Genomic DNA, 16678 nt, shown 5'->3' on the forward strand with positions numbered 1-16678 from the left:
AGGAGACGCCCAATTGACGATGACAAAAGCCGACTGCGGCGCGTTTGAAGAAAAGGCGCGAGCGTCGCATGGTCCGTGAAGACAATCTCCCCCTACCCGCCGTCGTCTGCTAACGGGAGCCTTGGCACTTGGGGCCGTGACCGCCTTTGCCACCGGATCAGCTGCCATACCCACCAGCCAACTCCGGCACCGCACGCCTGGACGCACTCTGACGCAGCACACGCCCGCCGTCGTGAAGACTTGGCTGCGTAGCTCTTGTTGCGTCCGCCTTGGCGTGCAATATCGGGAGCAAACTGGAGAAGAGATGTTGAGCCTCAGATCGTTGTTCCACAGGATGCGCGCATCGCGCGCGGGTCGTTATCTGAACATCCCAGTTAGGGCGGCGGGGGCAGCAGGGATTGTCGGACCGCCAGTATGGCGCGCTGCTAAATGGACCTTCACGTCTCGTGAAGATACGAATTATACGTATGAATTGACGGAATTGTCACACACATATCTTGCCCATGCCGTAGCCACTGTTACCGGATGCTCTTTTGAGGATGCCAAGGGGTATCTCGATGAGCCCCTAAGCGACAAGGATTTGACTTCGCATATTGCCACCGGCATACAGGTATATTCCTCAGCGGCGGACAAGACAGCGCGCTTCGCGCGCCGTCTCGGATGGTATGCCGTCGTGAGGGCTATCAAACCGGCTTTGGTGGTTGAAACTGGCGTAGACAAAGGACTTGGAGCGGTTCTCCTTGCGGCGGCGCTCTTGAAGAACGGAACTGGCGAATACATCGGAACGGACATCGTTCCCGAGGCCGGACGGCTACTAAGCGGTCGTTATGCATCCGTTGGTAAGATAGTCTACGGGGACAGCCTCGAAAGCCTTCGGCTGATCGACAGCGCGATCGATGTATTCATAAACGATAGCGACCATTCGGCCTCGTATGAGGAGGCAGAATACTGTCTTATCCAAGAGAAGCTAAGCGCGCGCGCCATAGTGATCGGCGATAATTCGCACGTGACCAGTAAGCTGGAGGAGTGGTCAAGGGCAAACGGTCGCCGCTTTCTCTTCTGGGCCGAGAAGCCACACGACCATTGGTATCCCGGCGCCGGGATCGGCTTTTCGTACACATCATCTTAATCCGAACCACCGAGCGGCTGGAGCTTAGTTCAGAGGCGGTCGACATTTTCCGCTTGACCGGCAAAGGTGGGTCGCTCTTGGCCATCCTCCTGATTGCCATGGACTGGCCACCTGCCGTACGCATCGGAGGATGGCTGCCTTGCGGAGCGGGTCGGCCTGTTTCTGAATATCGGCCGTAAGCGCCCCTCGTAGTGCGAATTGTGATCATCAAACTTGAAGGCTCCAAAATCATCCATTTCCTCGAGTGGCAAAAGGACAGACGGCCCTATTCTCAAGAAAGTTTGTGTAGAAAACTGTATTCTTCTCCGGTGGGCGAAACAGAAAAAAGCCCATAGCCTAATGATTTCAGCTTAGTTATTGCGTCGCGGCTTTTCTGCGCACCGACGGTCGGGAAACGATGATGAAACTCCACGAGTAACTGTTTTGGACGAATATCGGTATTTTCGAGATCCTCAATGACACAATATTCAGCTCCCTCGATATCCATCTTCAGTAAGTCAATTCGTTTGTGCCTAAGCTCTTGCATGATAGTAATCAATCTCTTAACCGGTAAGGAGATCGATTGTGCATCCGTCTGCGGGCGTTCCAGGATAGTATGGGAAACATGATCTGGATTTTCTGGCGGTTTGAACAATATATTACCGTCGAAATCTGCAAGACCGTATTCATGAAGTTTGAACTGCAGCGGGAGGGTTTGCCCATTGACCCAGGTGATAGACTTTGGGGTTGGGTCGAACGCGTGCACGTCCATTCCAAAACGATGTATGAGCCCGACGTCAAACGACACATCTTCCCCAACGCCAAAGGAATAGACTATGGATTCCTTACCGAGCATTTCCCCCACGACATCCCAGCCGCCGTAGCTTGAACCAAAGCGGTCGTAGGCACATTTACAATCTGGCCTGACGAAAAAGTCACGCCCTGCTAGATAGCGGATGGCGCGTCTAGCTGTCTGCAAGCCCATCATTTCAGACTCCCACTCCCTTTAAGGTTTTCAGGCCCCCCTACGATCGTTGCCATTTCGCGATCGAAGCGGCTGATAGCGAACCGTTTTGCCGCAGCTAACGCAGGACCCTGATGGCGAGCTACGAAGGTTTCTGGGTCAGATAACTTTTCGCGAAATAGGTCCCGCAACGCATCTAATATCGCCTCGGATGAACCCACAGGTGTGAAACGCGCTGGATAGTCCCCCAGGGTCTCCCGCAACGCGGGAATGTCCGACACTACGATTGCTCTGCCTGCGCACATGGCTTGAATGATGGCCAACGGCTGGCACTCGCTACGATATCGAGATGGAAGAGAGATGACATCAGCATCACCTATTAGGGCGTTCGCACTATCTGGGGACAAAAGGCCTCGATAATCAAACCAACTTTCTGACTTCAGGGCAGCCAAGCGATCGCAGACCTCCTGCTCACTCAGACTATCATCGCCAATCGGTCTCCCAATCGAGACCAACCGTACAGCATACCCCTCTTCTGTCATCCTGCGCACCGCCCCCACAAGCAAAAAGAAACCCTTGCTGTCCATGATGTTGGAATTCCAAAGCACGACAAAAACCTGCGAATCCGCAGCCGCCGGCGTCTCGCCGATGCCCGTGCCTGCTGTCATGCAATAGTTCTCACAAAGGTGAAGCGGCACCCTGATAATCTTGCTCAGCGGTTCTAGCAGGTGCGCCGACGGTACGATGATCTCGCAACGCCTATAGAGCGCTCGCGCCAGCGGCGACAATGGGCGCGACACCAGTAGGTCGAGAATGTCAGAGCCATGCGCGTGCACTACAACGCGCGCACCCATAACACCCGTTAGGAGGGCAGGTACGTCGCGCAGAAACCCCCAATTCGAACGTGAGCAGACCAAATAGAGAGTGCTTATCTGCCCGCGGGCTACCGCGGCCCAGAGCCTCAATACGGCGATAGCCCATGAAATAACCGAACGAAGCCCGGATCCACTATAGACGTACTCCCTCCATGCAAATTGAGGTTGGTGCTGCACTACGCGTGCGGTGACTAACGCCTGTCCTGTGATATTCGTATAGTCTGCAGACCAAAGACCGACGCTTTTAGCAGCCTGCATCGCCGATACTTTCGTTAACATGGTTGTTAATACACGCCTTCAAAATGGAAGATGCAGTGCCTAGGCGCAATGGTTTTATGAATATTATCAAGTTTCCTCGCGTCGAATTTCCGAAAGATGTTCGATTACTCGCTGAAAACGTATTGACATGTCTTTAGTATTATAGGTTTCCTCAGTAGTCCTTATAGCGCCAGAAGACAATATACGCAGTTTCTCCGGATCGTTTTTTGCCGCAGCGATTGTCTCAGAAAGAGAACGAGTATCGTTCTGAATGAACGTAACGCCATTGAAATTAACTTTTAATGCAGCATACTCCGGCATCTGTTGATTTGGGTTGTCATGCAGAATTGCCGGCAGTCCATAAGTAAATGCATGAATCAAACTCAATCCAACGCTCCCAGCGTATATGAATACCTTACATCTGTTTGCTATAGATGCAATTTTTTCTTCATCCGTCGTCGCACTATGCCAGCAGACGCGAGAACTTAAACCTAAAGCCTCGCATTTCTTCTGGAGCCTAACCTTACTTTCACCATCTCCGATCAAATCTAACGTCACGTGCAAGCATTCCGGCCGTGCTAACCCGTCAAGCAAAATATCGACCCCAGATTTTTGAGTCAATCGACCAATAAATAGCAGATCGCGTGTACGATTCTCGATGATGTAAGGCAACCTTAATCGCTTTATTGGCTCGATGTTAACGCCGTTGTTAAGTGAGTAAATTGGCATTTTACCAATACCAAACGATCGACGATAGCTATCCACTTCTTTTTCTGTGTAGAATAATAATGCGTCAGATAGCCCCATCAGCCAGTAACGGACCTTTAGACGCCACGGTTTGCTTGTCGATGACCAATAATGGCCCCACCATACAGTTCTTGCACCGCTTATCTTAGCTTTTAGAAGAAGAACAATTGTAGATAGTGTTCGTGGCGCCCCACAAACTACCAGAAGATCGGCATCCGTTATCTGTATATTCACTGCACCGACCTGCCAGTCGAGACCTACACCAACGGAGCGAATACTACCTAGCTGCCGAAACCAATCCAGCTCGGCTGCGTCGCTTGTCAAAACGCCAAGATCTTCCCTTGAGGCGTAAACTACGAAACGATCGCCAAATTGCGATGCCAATCGCTCAAAAAAATCTATGCGATAGATCGGCAAGGCCGGCTGCACCACGACTATCCGCCCTATTCGACGATTTGAACTAGGCACCTGGAGCTGGCTCATACAAGAATCGGCCTCGTTCTTTGAACCCATGGAGCCCGCAAAGCTCCTACAAGCTCGATTCATATTAGTTGGTACCAGTTGCCCCGAAAGCGGTCAAAGCTCATGTTGTCTGGCACGGAACTTTTACCAATCCCGCACCTCGCCAAGCGCAGCTTATGTTCCGTTCCGCCGCAACACACCTCCGGCACCAGGCCCTGCTGGACTAGCGTCGCGTCTCCGGCATAACATTGTCGAATTACAGAAACTCGTTGGCTGGCGATACCGGATACCGAGCATCATGTTTCAAAAAATAGCATTCTGCGTGATAAGCATTCTCGCCAGTTCCTGGCCCGCGACGGCGCAGACGCGCGCTCCGTTCAAGCTGTTCGAGACCCTGGTTTTTTCCGGCGAGCCCCCCGATTTCCACCTGTTCGGATTCGACCATCTCACCATCGTCGATCCTCATGTTTTGGGCTTTGATGTTCCCAAGGCCGATCATGTGCAGCAAGCTCTGGCCTTGCCGAGGAGTAACCAGCATTTGGTGATCGACATCGAGCAATGGCCGCTGGACGGCTCCGACGCGGATACGAGGGCGTCCATTGCCAAGTACCAGGCGACGCTCAGCGCTTTCAGGCGGGCCGATCCAAGTGTCAAGCTTGGGCTTTACAGCGTTTTGCCAGTCCGCGACTACTGGCGGGCCATCGGCTGGCAAGGCGATGATGCTCTCAACGACTGGAAGTCTCGGAACACGGAAGTTGCCGCCGCTCTCGTGGCGCATGTCGATGAGCTCTTTCCTTCCCTCTATACGTTTTACGGTGACAAGGACGCTTGGGTGGTCTTCGCGCGGGCCAACATTGAGGAGGCGCGCAGAATCTCGCAGGGAAAGCCGGTCTATTGCTTCCTATGGCCGCAGTTTCACAAGACTTTTGCCTTTCTGCCAGGCGATTACTGGTATACGCAACTGGACACCTGCAGGGCATTCGCCGACGGTATCGTTATCTGGGGCACGATGACTGGCGAGGCGGGCTACTCGCCCAAAAAATGGGACGAACAAGCGGAATGGTGGCAGGCCACCTTGAGGTTCCTTCGCGAGTTAGGCAAGATTCCCTGAGCCCCTTACGCGCGGGCGTGAAACCAGCGTTGAGCGGTTCTGTTCGAGCGCTGAAGCGCTGCCACAGCGCGGGGGGGCACGAAGTCCTTGCTGGCCGCCAACAAAACAGATGTCAGCACAAATAGGCTGTCTGCCGCCCATATCGCGCCTGACGTTTGGAGGAATGTGAAGGAAACCATATAGATAATCGCGTAAAAGGTCAGATTGACCCGAAATTTCATTGCTCTATAGATTGATATGCCAAATATAAGATAAAGCGGAACCGCCCCCACCAAACCAAGCGCCATAAGTATTTCGATGAGGATGTTGTGTGGGTAGAGGCCGGGGCCCCAGTTCATATCGATGAAGTGCTTCCCGATAATTGGGCTGTCGAGGAAGTCGGAAATCGCTGTACTCTGGACATTCATGCGTGCCAACGCCCCGGTGTCCCATTGCGCGTTGACAAGATCGGTCATGCGTTTAACCAGAAAGTTGTCCTGAGGCAGATACATCAGGCCGCCAAGCGCGAAAGGCATCAGAATTGCTAAACGCGATGGACGGGCAATAGCGTAGACAGCCGCGGCAACTACCAAGCCAACGAACCCAGCTCGCGCCCCCGACAGGAACAGAGCGACTCCTGCGCCGACCAAAATCGCGACATACACGGGATACGCTATCACGCGCGGCCTGTATTCGACCATGTAAAAGAACGACGCAATCACTACAATACAGGTAAAGCGCCCAAGTGCAACCGCATTGACGAATTCGGAAGCATACCGAACGCTAAAATCATCAAAACCTTGAGTGTATAAAAGTCCACTTCGGTATGCATAGAAGTATGCTGGAAGAAATAATATGCCAGAAAAGGAAATCAGGAATACAATTCTCTTTTGAGCTAGTAATAAGTATTCAGAATACGATCCAAGAGCAATAGCCGGGATAGCGACTGACGCCAAGTAAACTTGAATCGCTACGAGCGCATAATCATTGTACTGATATGCATAGTCGTACACGAGCCTAATAAAATACAATATTAGAAATGTCACCAAAAGGGCATTGATTTTAAACCTCTTATCGGAAATGGCTTTCGCAATGAGAAATAGGCATGCCGAGGCAACAATTAGCCTGAGAGCAATCGAGACTGTGCGATTATCCAAACCGGCAACGGTAGTGTAGATTCCCATCAGCGGGTATCCAACCAACGACCATAAAAGCACGGTTTCCACTAACCGCTTTTGAATTGATGTGAGCATTTCAGTTACTCGGTTTTTGATCAAGCGCCATCAACAGAACCAAGCGCGGGAGTCAATTAGTCTGCAGATCTTGTGGCGCTGATAACAAAGCCGGAACAGAAGATGCGCCAGTTCAGCACTGCGCAAAGATTCTCGAACAGAGCGACGGAAAGATAGGCGGGCAAGAAGAAAGCGAAATAGTCGCTGGCGCGGTAAAATGCCATGACGTCGACCTGCTCGAATCCCTGGCCGCGAAACACCTTCGACATATCCGCAGGAGAGCAATGGTCGAAAAAGGCCGGGTAGCCGGTAACATCGACCGCAGACGGCCTAAGGTGCGGGATCAGCCATTTTTGCAGAACGGGCCCGACGAGCCGCAATGCTACCGAATAGGGATGCCATTTCGACGGGATATAGTGGTGCATCACGCCACCTGGCCGCAACGTCAAAAACATCGAACGCGCCGCTGCCTTGTTGTCCGGCACATGCTCCATCAATGTGATCGAAATGAGCATGTCCGCTTCGACATCAACTGGCTGTTCGATCGACTGGACAACAAACCGATCGTAGATGCGATAGCAATCCGGCCTTTCCTCGATGTCGAGACCGATATAGGTGAAATCGGCACTCCGCTCGAGAAGTGGCCGGTCGATCCCGCCGACCTCAAGGATCGCCGACGGCCTCAGGCGCGCAACATCCTCGGCGATACGACGCTCAAGCTCCGCCTTGTAAGACGGCGCGCCGAAAACTCGGGGAAAGCGGCGTTCGAGCCATGCTGCGGCATTCCTGTTCCAACCAATAAACGCCTTGAGAATCACCGTACTCCTTTTCCTGCCAACCGGTCCGGACCGGAACATCGAAAATAGCTCAAGATCATGACTTTATTATACCGTCCATTAGCCAGATCTAGATTAGTTCGCTCTGCTTTTGTTCCCGTATGAACTGTCTCTTCACGTGCTTCACGAACGCGTCAGGAAGGGGCACATCATCGCGGAAGCTCGTTTCGCGGGTCGGGTCGTCATTTACCACAACGATCGCTTGGTTTGGGAAGGTGATCCGCGGAACCTGTCCAAAAAAGGCCGCCCATAGATTGAAGTTCGAGCCGGCTCCGATGATCGCACTTGCCTGGGCCATTTCCAGCATGTGCGTGACCGATTCTGCGTCATTGGCACGACGCACTTCCGGGAGACGGAGCAGCGGAACAAGGTCGGTATCATCTCCGTCGGAAAAGACACGAGCCGGCATGTTCGTGCCCAATCCCTTGCGAAGGGCGACAAGGCTTTCGCAATACCATTCGATCGGAAGCCGCTGATTGTGCGTCCTCGCCTCCACTTTGCTCACGTCGAAACGGGAGAAGTCGCCAAGGCGTACATGGATGGCTAGGAAAGGCGTGGCTGGCGCCTCCGACTGGTACCTTTTGCGGGTGATCCTACGAAACGCGTCATATAGCACCGGACCGTAGCCGCGGACCTCATGAAAATGTTTCTCGAAGTTCGATTCCACGGTATTCCTAAAGACAACGACCGTGTTCCCGCCGTCATTCGCTGTGGAAGGAGCTGTGTCTGCCGGAACTTTGCGTGCCGTTGCGAGGAGCATGGTGCGCCACGGCTCTCCGACATAGCCTTCGTTGGTAAAAAGCTTGAAATATTCGCGCCTGTCCCGTTCACGACGCAAATAGGGACCGATACGTGGCCGGAACCAGCGCGGCCCGAGCATCTGCGCATCGTTCTTTCGACACCATATCTCGCAGCGCGCCCAGGCGAGCATGCTGTGACCAAGACCGAAACGGCCGATATCGGGATAGCCGTAGAGATGTGCCATGACCGCCTGCCCTATAGAAGACGCCGAAACTCAGTCAATGTTCGGCAGGTAGATCGCATCAGCCCAGGCCAGCCGGCCGAACTGGTTATGGTGCTGATTATAAATCGCGTGGAGCCGGTAGTTGAATTGCTCAAGATAGGCTGTCACCTCATGGAATTGGCAGGACCCATCATATATTCTCATAAAATTAACTTCGGAGTAAATAACATTTACTCTTTTTTTGCTTATTATATTTTCGGACCCCTTTAAAATTTCGAGCTCGGCTCCCTGCGCATCCATCTTAAGTAAGTCTACGCCTTTTATTTTTTCCTTCTCGCAATATTCGTCTAGAGTAGTAACTTTAACTTCGATTACTTCTTTTTTTGATGTGTATTTATCGAACGTTGAGCCAGTACTGCGAGCGCTGAACAGGGAGCTGGCATCCGGAAGCGCCGCAACATGGAAGGACGCAGTTCCGGCTTTCGAAGAGACCGCCATGTTAATGGGAACGATACGCGGCTCGTGTTCCGCAACGTTGCGGAGCTTGGCAAAGTTTTCAGGCAAAGGCTCAAAAGCATGAACGATCGCCTTCGTGCACCTGTCGGCATATGTCCGCGTATCCCGTCCGTCGGCAGCTCCCACCTCGAAGATCGTGGTGATGTCACCTGCGAGACGCAATTGCTCCTCGAATGAGTCATCGATGCGGACACCGGGCTCTAGCTTGTTCAAATGGTAGCCAAACATATTGAAAACTCGCTGCGCAGCGAACGTCAAACCCACCCTCATGGCATCGTCACTCCATTCTCCCTTGCCCGCAAATTGACTATCAGTGTTGCACGGTCAGCCAACGCAAGTTGAAGAGCATAGGTGACAGCGGTCGCCAGTCCGTACCAGATCATGACGGTGAGGGGATTGTCGACCCGCGCCCAGCCGAGCCAGCCAAACACCAACAGAGTGAAAAGGAACCGGCCTATTTCCCAGGTGAACTGGAGCGACTGGCGCTCGATGATGATGAGAGTCATCGTCAACGCAGTTGCGACAAAGCGCACATAGGCGATTGGGAACGCAATGGCGCAGAGTTTGCCGGCCATGACCCAATCGGCGCCAAAGACGAACGGGACGACGATTGGCGAGAACACCACCCCCAGCACCGTCGGCAACAGGCCAATGGCAAGAAGCTGAAAGAGCGCCCGTCGAAATGCGCCATTCAACCCGTTTTTATCGGTCCGATAAAGTTTCGCGAACTCACCGGTGAAGACCTGCGATACGGCCACGGCGACGATAGCAACCGGCATGAGAATAAAACGTTCGACGAGGGCATACTGTCCTGCAACTTCCAGGTTGAACAGCGCAAGAAAGGCGAAGGGCACGATGGTGGCACCGAGCGCGGACAGAAGTGTTCCCGGAAAGGTGAAGAACCCAAATTCCTTGAAGCGAACCGCCGTAAATCTCATCGCAGAAAATGAGATGGGAGAGATCAGAATCCGCCAGAGATTGCCGCTGCGAACAAGGATGGCGATGCTCCCGGCGACCCTGCCGAAGGTGTCGGCTAGAACGAGACCAACTCCAATGAAAGGAAATATGGCACACCCAAGCGCGCCAACGGAAAAGCCCACCGACTGCAATATCTTCGAACGCGCGCTGAGGCTGTAATTGCGCTCTCGGATCGGCAAGTAGGAGAGCATTTGGTAGAGTCCCGCGACAATCATTGCGCCGGGCAGAATAAAGATGATGTCGCGTAGGGGCGACACCAGGTTCGGCATCCACAGATCGGCGATACCGGCGGCAACAACAGCCACCATACCGGTTAAGATACATAGCCGAAATGTCAGCTTTAACAGGTTTTCCAAAACTCTCCCCGGTTTCGCGCCGAGAAGCGCAACCTCGTAGCGAAACGCAGAAAACATGATCGCCACGTTCAGAACCGACAGATAGATCTGGTACCGGCCGAAGGCTTCCGCGTCATACAGCCGCGTCAGGGCTGGAAGGACCGAAATTGCAATGAGCTGCGCAATTACTGACCCCGACAAAACGGTCAGGATGCTTCGGAACATTTCGAATCGCCATATCTAACAACGACGGCAACTTCCTCCGATTGCGCCAGGCCTTGCTGGCCCGTCGCGGGCAGCCTGAAGCCCGTCGACCTTCTCATGCCTCATTCCAGAAAATAGTATTTACGCCTAAGCGCTCTTTGTTTCGATAAACATCGCGTAGCAGATTTGTCATGCGCAGATTTGCGTCTTCATCATTCGATTCGATGCAGAGGCAGCGTGGAACCAGTCTCTCATTGAGCTCGGCAATCTGCTGTGCGACAATCCAGTCGATGCCCTCGATGTCGACACTTGCGAAATCGATCCGTTTCCCTCCGCCGCGTTCTTGGAGAAGCGTGCCAAGCGTCAATTGGGGAAGCTCAAGCCGCTCAACCAAGCGGTGCCCAGCTGATGACAGATGCTGATACTGTTCTGGCGAAGTGGTTGAAAGCACTGATGGATACATCAAGAAGAACTCTGCTACGCTGTCCGTCTCGCCAATGAGGCACTGGACATGGGTGTCTCGCGGGCGCCAGCGCTGATGAAGACGCAGGAGGCGACTGATCGGCTCGACAACGATGCCGGACCAGCCTCTGAGATAGAGGAGATAAGTATTCGAGATGCGAACCGGATGCGAAGCGCCGATGTCGAGATATCGACCAGGATGCGTTTGACCCTTGAAGATGGTGTTGAGGAGGAAAGTATCCTCCCCGTGTTGGGCATAACTTTCCCGGCGCTGAAAATGAAGCGGAATGTCCCGCAGCTCTTGTATCAAGCCGGATTTGGCGGCCCAGAATTTTACGTCGCTCAACACTGTACGAGGCTCCATTGCATTTTCCGGCGAACGTCATTTACCCGAAACCACCCAGCGAACGTCGCCGTGCTCTCGACGACAAAGTCTCGCTGCTTCGGTGCGTAAGGTCGATAGGTTTCAAGATAGCTTGAATGCAAAATCGACCATGCCTTGAGGGCCGACCAGACACTTGCTCGAAAGGGAAGAGCTATCAAAACTCATATTCGTCTAGCCTCGCCGCGCAAAAACAAACTGCTGGATTTTCCGCGCCGGCTTCGCCACAAGCGCGTAATCGACTGGGCCTGACCCAAGCCAATGGCGTCGAGAGCGCAGCGCTTCCAGATTGTGCCCGATGTGTGAACGCAGGCTCCTTGTGCTTGCGCCTCCCACCATCATGTCGACAAGGACCTGATCGATCGTCGCGACCCTAAAGCCATGAAGCTCGACGGCCCGCAGCATCCAGTCGTAGTCTGAGGAGACTTTGAGGGCCAGATTGAACGGTCCGACCTGTTCCGCAACGGCACGCCGAACATAGAAGGTCGGGTGAGCAGGCATCCAGCCCGAACGGAAGCCATTGCGAGGTCTTGGTTCCGCCCGCCAGCGACGAACCACTCGCTTGCTGTCGTGGTTGTCGACAAAGTCGAGATGGCCGTGGATAATATCGGCGTCAGCGAGCGCCGCGCTGATCTTGCCAAGCACGGACCGGTCGTGAAATGCATCGTCCGCGTTAAGAGCCCCAATTGCTTCGCCCGTGCAAAGCGCAAGCCCCTTGTTCAGAGCGTCATACATGCCTCGGTCAGGCTCGCTGATGATCTGTAGCCCTTGCCCGGCATAGGAACGAACGATCGCGAGCGTTTCGTCGGTCGAGGCTCCGTCGACAACGACCAGCTCCTTGGCCTCATGATCTTGGGCAAAAAAACTGTCAAGCGTGTGCCTGATCGTTGCCGCTGAATTCCGGCAGACCGTCAAGACCGAGATTTTCATGTTGAAGCGGTCCAACGTTGCTTACTGTGCTGCAACGCGAATGCGATCCTCGTCCAGGCGCCGGTGTTCGGATTCCCGTCTTACCGTCTCGAGGTCGGACTGAACCATTTCCTGGACCATCGCATCGAGCGAGGTTGTTGCCTTCCACCCGAGAACGCGCTTCGCTTTCGAGGGATCGCCGATCAGCAGCTCAACTTCGGTCGGCCTGAAATAGCGCGGATCCACCTCGACCAGAACGGCGCCCGATTTTGCATCAAACCCTTTTTCGTCGACGCCGGAACCGACCCATTGGATCTCGGTCCCCACCTCGCTGAATGCAAGCTCGACAAAACGGCGGACCGAGTTCTTCACCCCGGTTGCAAGAACGTAGTCGTCTGGCACGTCATGCTGAAGAATTCGCCACATGCCTTCGACGTAATCGCGGGCATGGCCCCAATCCCGTTCAGCCGACAGGTTGCCGAGGTAGAGCTTGTCCTGAAGGCCGAGGCTGATTGCAGCCGCCGCGCGCGTAATCTTGCGGGTAACGAAGGTCTCTCCGCGCATCGGGCTTTCGTGATTGAACAGGATGCCGTTGGACGCATGAATATCGTAAGCTTCGCGGTAATTCACGGTGATCCAGTAGGCATAGATCTTTGCCGCCGCATAGGGCGAGCGAGGATAGAAAGGCGTCGTCTCCCGCTGCGGGATCTCCTGCACCTTGCCGTAGAGCTCGGAAGTCGATGCCTGATAAAAACGCGTCTTTTTTGTCAGGCCAAGCAGCCGGATGGCTTCAAGGAGACGCAATGTGCCGATCGCGTCGGCATTTGCCGTGTATTCCGCGGTCTCGAAGCTCACTTGGACATGCGATTGTGCGGCGAGATTGTAGATCTCGTCTGGCTGCACTTCCTGGACGATGCGGATGAGGTTGGTGGCGTCGGTCATGTCGCCATAGTGCAACGACAGCCTTACGTCCTTCTCATGCGGATCCTGGTAGAGATTGTCGATGCGACCGGTGTTGAACGACGAGGAACGCCGCTTGATACCGTGGACGTCATAGCCCTTCGCTAGAAGGAGTTCGGCCAGATAGGCACCATCCTGGCCGGTGATGCCGGTAATAAGTGCGATTTTTCGGCTCATTTCGTTCCTTTCGGCGGCTTTAGCGTTCTCCAGTCAAACGATGCAGCGTTCGACCAATGAAACCAGGCTGAATTCAACTTGACAAATTATCGGGACCCAAACCCGCTTAGCATCGTCTTTAGAGTCCTTAGTACAATAACGATATCGAGCCATGGCGAGAAATTCTTGATGTAATAGAAATCATAGTGCAGCTTCTCGATCTCGTCGTCGTCGTCCGACACGTACCCCTGATTCACCTGAGCCCACCCGGAAATTCCTGGACGAACAATATTTCGGTAGCGATAGAACGGCAGCGCCACCGAATAGTGAGAAGACAACACCGTCGCTTCGGGGCGAGGTCCAATCCAACTCATTTCCGAGCGAACGATATTTATCAACTGCGGCAATTCGTCAATTCGGCTCCTGCGAAGGAAGCGACCGAGCCGGGTAATCCTGCTATCGCCTGGCCTGGTGACGGCGAGACGGCGAACGTTTGCCGCCTCAGGTGCACTGACCGTCATCGTCCGGAATTTATAGACCGTAAATGACTTTCCGCCGTAGCCTAGGCGCTCCTGCCGAAATATGGCGGGTCCAGGAGATTCCAGCCTGATCATCAGCGCAACCAACAACAAAAACGGCGCCAGCACAATCAGGGCGAACAGGGCGCAAACCCAGTCGATCACCTGCTTGATTTTGATATAGGCCTGATTGGGATTGAGCGAACCCAACGTGTTTTCGGACAAATGCTCGATTTCGACGCGACCCGTCAGCGATTCACTGATCTGCTTTACGTGATAAACAGGAACTCCTGCGAGAGCCTGATCGGCTATGTAGCGCTCCCAATCATCGGATAGCTCGGCACGAAGGTCGGCAACGACCCCGCTTACGCGATCAATGACAGTATCGGGGGAGCCGAGCCAATGCCAATCTACGCCGCTAATCTCCTCAAGGCGACCGACAGCCCCGCCTGGAATCACGGCGAGACTATACGGATCCAGGCGCCGGCTCAGAATGCTCAAACCAAAATACCAGAAGATTGACAGCGTCAAACTGCCGGCTGCCTGGAAAGCGCTATAGTCAATTCGGAAAAGGAAAATTGCCAGATAGACAAGTCCGTAGGACAGCGCAAAGGTGGGCATAATATAACCAGCAGCCGCGACGCCAGGCAGATTTATTATTCGCCGAAAGAAAAAAAAGCCCGCAGTGTGTGCGACAATGCCCGCGAAGATCGTAATCTGAATGTTGGAGTAGTACAAGATATTCGGGTCGATCAGCATCCTAACCATCGCTGGAGTTAGAATTGCAAAAGCCAATCCACCAAGGAGTTGAAATCTAATCCGGTGTAGCAGGTGCCGCTGATTTTGCGGCTTTATGATTGACATATTCAATTCAGAGCTCTCTAGCGGGTCCCGAAAAACGGTCAGGAGACACTTGGCATCCCACGCAAATACAGAAAGTGTCAAGCTTCGTGTCCACTAGTACGCAAGGCAACCTTACGAAGTATAGCGGACACTGCAGCTGCTGCGCCATCGCCGTTCTCCCGGCCTCCAACAACGGCTACCGCACTCCCGGGTGAAAACCGAGAGCCGACTTTGCAGCACTTGCATCGCATAACCGAGCGTCAATTATGCGATCGCGACGAGTTCCCTTGAATCCATGTCAACAGGGATCTCGCCATTCATGATGGCAACCAGAACCCGGGCCCTTCCAACTGGATCGAGCCGGTCAAGACGACCGATCATCTCCGCGAAAGGACCAGAGAGAATCCGAACCGAAGCGCCTGCAGTAAGGCCTCCACTGAAATCAAGCAAGCCGTCCTTGCCGGTCAGCGCAATGAACCGCTCCACCAGTCCCGAGGGGACCGGCAATGGCCGCTCGCCCTGCATGATGAGGGAGCGCACACCGAACGTTCCATTGACCGAGCGCCACCGCTGCAGCGCGACATCGAGAGCGATGAACAGGTAACCTGGAAAATAGGCCGCCGGTCGCGTCTCCACGCGCCGGGCATGACGAATTGTCTTCTCGCAGCGAGGTATGAACGGGTGAAACCCCTGCAGCCGGAGATGCCGTTCGGCGACGTCTTCCTTTCCCGGAAAGACGCTGGCGGCATACCAGCGCGCTGCGGCGCCGGGCCGTTGCAACGCTGAAGCCGCCTTGACAGTTGTTTTTTTCGGGCTAGTCACGCGTCTCGCTCTCGGCGGTCTTCGGCATGGTCGATGTCAAGGGTTACGACAGCGCAACGATACCGGCGAGCAGCTATGTCGCGGGAATCAAGGCGGTTCGTCGAAAAAAACCTGCTATTTGTCCATTAACTTTAGCTATGCCTAACGAGTCATCAAACCGCATTATTTTTTTAGCCACCCAACCAGCGGTATCGAACGATTGCCCCGATGTGTAGCCGCCCGGTTACACTGGCTCGCGACGAATCGTCGGCTGTCGTGGTCCTTAGTCTTTAGCCTTGACCATAGTGTGACGGTATCGTTAGCAAAGCGTTGCGAAGCAGATGCCGACCGCCCTGCTTTGACGAGTCCGACGAGCCGCCGCTGAGACAGGATCATTCCTGTGCTTGCCGATCAGTGCTGCGCCCGAGAGCTCAGGAGCGTTTGAGCAGTGACCAGACGGCGGGCACAAGGCTCGCCGCCAGGGCGACCTTGATCAGGTCGCCGACGATGAACGGCACGACGCCGAACTGCCACGACTTTTCCGGGCCGATGAGCAGCGCCAGCCAGGCAAAGCCCATTGCCATCATGATGATTTCGGCAACCAGCATCGCGTTGAAGAGCTTGACCGGATGGCGATCCCAGCCGCGATCGGCGGCCCAGCCGACGATCGCCGCCATGACCAAGAAGCCGAAGAGATAGCCGCCGGTCGAGCCGAGCATGTAGGCGATGCCGATGCCCTTTTCCGGCGTGCCCTGGAAGACCGGAAAGCCGATGGCGCCCTCCGCCATGTAGAGAAGCAGCGTGGCGACGCCGAGGCGCATGCCGAATGCGGCTGATATCAGGAACACGGCCAGGGTCTGCATCGAGATGTCGACCGGTCCGAGCAAAACCCTGGTCTTGGCCGACAAGGTCAGCAGCAGCGTCCCAACGATCGCCAGCAAAAGCTGGGTCGCCAGGCGGGCCGCGCCCTTTTCAGGCAGAGCGAGAGAAACAAGCGGCGTCGTTGCAATTGCCATGGTCTTCCTCATTGCGGACTGCCGCAGATCGCGGCCTTGCGTTTTCCTATATTGGCTTCCGT

The 16678-nt window shown here is 54.3% G+C and carries 17 protein-coding genes; 3 read left to right on the forward strand and 14 right to left on the reverse strand.

Features of this window, described 5'->3' with window-relative positions; all coding sequences use genetic code 11:
• The first annotated feature begins 304 nt into the window (after positions 1-304).
• Positions 305-1129, forward strand: coding sequence for a class I SAM-dependent methyltransferase (locus AC0L2B_RS16860; protein ID WP_473746131.1), 825 nt, complete (start codon positions 305-307; stop codon positions 1127-1129).
• A 271-nt stretch (positions 1130-1400) separates the two neighbouring features.
• Here AC0L2B_RS16860 and AC0L2B_RS16865 read toward each other — a convergent pair whose 3' ends face one another.
• From AC0L2B_RS16865 to AC0L2B_RS16875, 3 genes are all read right to left on the reverse strand, one after another.
• A complete protein-coding gene (locus AC0L2B_RS16865) occupies positions 1401-2096 on the reverse strand; it encodes an FkbM family methyltransferase (protein WP_473746132.1) in 696 nt (231 codons plus the stop codon).
• The gene (locus AC0L2B_RS16870; protein ID WP_473746133.1) at positions 2093-2740 is read right to left on the reverse strand and encodes a glycosyltransferase; all 648 of its coding nucleotides are present in this window, start codon (positions 2738-2740) and stop codon (positions 2093-2095) included. The genes AC0L2B_RS16865 and AC0L2B_RS16870 overlap by 4 nt, the downstream gene beginning before the upstream one ends.
• Before the next feature lie 552 nt (positions 2741-3292).
• Positions 3293-4435 (reverse strand): glycosyltransferase family 4 protein, encoded by a 1143-nt coding sequence (locus AC0L2B_RS16875; RefSeq protein ID WP_473746134.1) that lies wholly within the window; start codon positions 4433-4435, stop codon positions 3293-3295.
• Positions 4436-4712: 277 nt separating this feature from the next.
• On the opposite strand from AC0L2B_RS16875, the gene AC0L2B_RS16880 reads away from it, so the two are divergent.
• The gene (locus AC0L2B_RS16880) at positions 4713-5525 is read left to right on the forward strand and encodes a hypothetical protein (protein ID WP_473746135.1); all 813 of its coding nucleotides are present in this window, start codon (positions 4713-4715) and stop codon (positions 5523-5525) included.
• Positions 5526-5530: 5 nt separating this feature from the next.
• Here AC0L2B_RS16880 and AC0L2B_RS16885 read toward each other — a convergent pair whose 3' ends face one another.
• From AC0L2B_RS16885 to nusG, 10 genes are all read right to left on the reverse strand, one after another.
• Positions 5531-6688: an O-antigen ligase family protein gene (locus AC0L2B_RS16885; RefSeq protein WP_473746137.1), complete on the reverse strand. Its 1158-nt coding sequence runs from the start codon at positions 6686-6688 to the stop codon at positions 5531-5533.
• 125 nt (positions 6689-6813) lie between these two features.
• A complete protein-coding gene (locus tag AC0L2B_RS16890; protein ID WP_473746138.1) occupies positions 6814-7554 on the reverse strand; it encodes a methyltransferase domain-containing protein in 741 nt (246 codons plus the stop codon).
• Positions 7555-7642: 88 nt separating this feature from the next.
• Positions 7643-8557 carry a hypothetical protein gene (locus tag AC0L2B_RS16895; protein WP_473746139.1) on the reverse strand — a complete coding sequence of 305 codons (915 nt, stop codon included), beginning with the start codon at positions 8555-8557 and terminating at the stop codon, positions 7643-7645.
• A gap of 30 nt (positions 8558-8587) precedes the next feature.
• The gene (locus AC0L2B_RS16900) at positions 8588-9322 is read right to left on the reverse strand and encodes an FkbM family methyltransferase (protein WP_473746140.1); all 735 of its coding nucleotides are present in this window, start codon (positions 9320-9322) and stop codon (positions 8588-8590) included.
• The gene (locus AC0L2B_RS16905) at positions 9319-10590 is read right to left on the reverse strand and encodes a lipopolysaccharide biosynthesis protein (protein ID WP_473746141.1); all 1272 of its coding nucleotides are present in this window, start codon (positions 10588-10590) and stop codon (positions 9319-9321) included. The genes AC0L2B_RS16900 and AC0L2B_RS16905 overlap by 4 nt, the downstream gene beginning before the upstream one ends.
• 94 nt (positions 10591-10684) lie before the next feature.
• Positions 10685-11377, reverse strand: a complete 693-nt coding sequence (locus AC0L2B_RS16910; protein ID WP_473746142.1) for an FkbM family methyltransferase — start codon at positions 11375-11377, stop codon at positions 10685-10687.
• 210 nt (positions 11378-11587) lie between these two features.
• On the reverse strand, positions 11588-12343 hold the full coding sequence (locus AC0L2B_RS16915) for a glycosyltransferase family 2 protein (RefSeq protein WP_473746143.1): 756 nt from the start codon (positions 12341-12343) through the stop codon (positions 11588-11590).
• Positions 12344-12364: 21 nt separating this feature from the next.
• On the reverse strand, positions 12365-13459 hold the full coding sequence (gene gmd / locus AC0L2B_RS16920) for a GDP-mannose 4,6-dehydratase (RefSeq protein WP_473746144.1): 1095 nt from the start codon (positions 13457-13459) through the stop codon (positions 12365-12367).
• An 86-nt stretch (positions 13460-13545) separates the two neighbouring features.
• Positions 13546-14715, reverse strand: coding sequence for a sugar transferase (locus tag AC0L2B_RS16925; RefSeq protein ID WP_473746145.1), 1170 nt, complete (start codon positions 14713-14715; stop codon positions 13546-13548).
• A 348-nt stretch (positions 14716-15063) separates the two neighbouring features.
• Complete coding sequence (nusG, locus tag AC0L2B_RS16930; RefSeq protein ID WP_473746146.1) at positions 15064-15621, reverse strand: transcription termination/antitermination protein NusG; 558 nt, start codon at positions 15619-15621, stop codon at positions 15064-15066.
• A gap of 26 nt (positions 15622-15647) precedes the next feature.
• On the opposite strand from nusG, the gene AC0L2B_RS16935 reads away from it, so the two are divergent.
• The gene (locus AC0L2B_RS16935; RefSeq protein WP_473746147.1) at positions 15648-15836 is read left to right on the forward strand and encodes a hypothetical protein; all 189 of its coding nucleotides are present in this window, start codon (positions 15648-15650) and stop codon (positions 15834-15836) included.
• Positions 15837-16031: 195 nt separating this feature from the next.
• On the opposite strand, the gene AC0L2B_RS16940 is transcribed toward AC0L2B_RS16935, so the two are convergent.
• Positions 16032-16616 (reverse strand): biotin transporter BioY, encoded by a 585-nt coding sequence (locus tag AC0L2B_RS16940; RefSeq protein ID WP_473746148.1) that lies wholly within the window; start codon positions 16614-16616, stop codon positions 16032-16034.
• Positions 16617-16678: the final 62 nt, after the last annotated feature.

The organism is Mesorhizobium sp. WSM4815 (genome assembly GCF_055811575.1).

Excerpts from the sequence above, each read along its gene's own strand:
- AC0L2B_RS16895 (WP_473746139.1), bottom strand. The coding sequence starts at position 8,557 with ATGGCACATCTCTACGGCTATCCCGATATCGGCCGTTTCGGTCTTGGT.
- AC0L2B_RS16915 (WP_473746143.1), bottom strand. The coding sequence starts at position 12,343 with ATGAAAATCTCGGTCTTGACGGTCTGCCGGAATTCAGCGGCAACGATC.
- AC0L2B_RS16900 (WP_473746140.1), bottom strand. The coding sequence starts at position 9,322 with ATGAGGGTGGGTTTGACGTTCGCTGCGCAGCGAGTTTTCAATATGTTT.
- AC0L2B_RS16870 (WP_473746133.1), bottom strand. The coding sequence starts at position 2,740 with ATGACAGCAGGCACGGGCATCGGCGAGACGCCGGCGGCTGCGGATTCG.
- AC0L2B_RS16925 (WP_473746145.1), bottom strand. The coding sequence starts at position 14,715 with ATGCTGATCGACCCGAATATCTTGTACTACTCCAACATTCAGATTACG.
- AC0L2B_RS16905 (WP_473746141.1), bottom strand. The coding sequence starts at position 10,590 with ATGTTCCGAAGCATCCTGACCGTTTTGTCGGGGTCAGTAATTGCGCAG.
- AC0L2B_RS16935 (WP_473746147.1), top strand. The coding sequence starts at position 15,648 with ATGGTCGATGTCAAGGGTTACGACAGCGCAACGATACCGGCGAGCAGC.
- AC0L2B_RS16885 (WP_473746137.1), bottom strand. The coding sequence starts at position 6,688 with ATGGGAATCTACACTACCGTTGCCGGTTTGGATAATCGCACAGTCTCG.
- AC0L2B_RS16880 (WP_473746135.1), top strand. The coding sequence starts at position 4,713 with ATGTTTCAAAAAATAGCATTCTGCGTGATAAGCATTCTCGCCAGTTCC.
- AC0L2B_RS16940 (WP_473746148.1), bottom strand. The coding sequence starts at position 16,616 with ATGGCAATTGCAACGACGCCGCTTGTTTCTCTCGCTCTGCCTGAAAAG.
- AC0L2B_RS16865 (WP_473746132.1), bottom strand. The coding sequence starts at position 2,096 with ATGATGGGCTTGCAGACAGCTAGACGCGCCATCCGCTATCTAGCAGGG.
- AC0L2B_RS16875 (WP_473746134.1), bottom strand. The coding sequence starts at position 4,435 with ATGAGCCAGCTCCAGGTGCCTAGTTCAAATCGTCGAATAGGGCGGATA.
- gmd (WP_473746144.1), bottom strand. The coding sequence starts at position 13,459 with ATGAGCCGAAAAATCGCACTTATTACCGGCATCACCGGCCAGGATGGT.
- AC0L2B_RS16860 (WP_473746131.1), top strand. The coding sequence starts at position 305 with ATGTTGAGCCTCAGATCGTTGTTCCACAGGATGCGCGCATCGCGCGCG.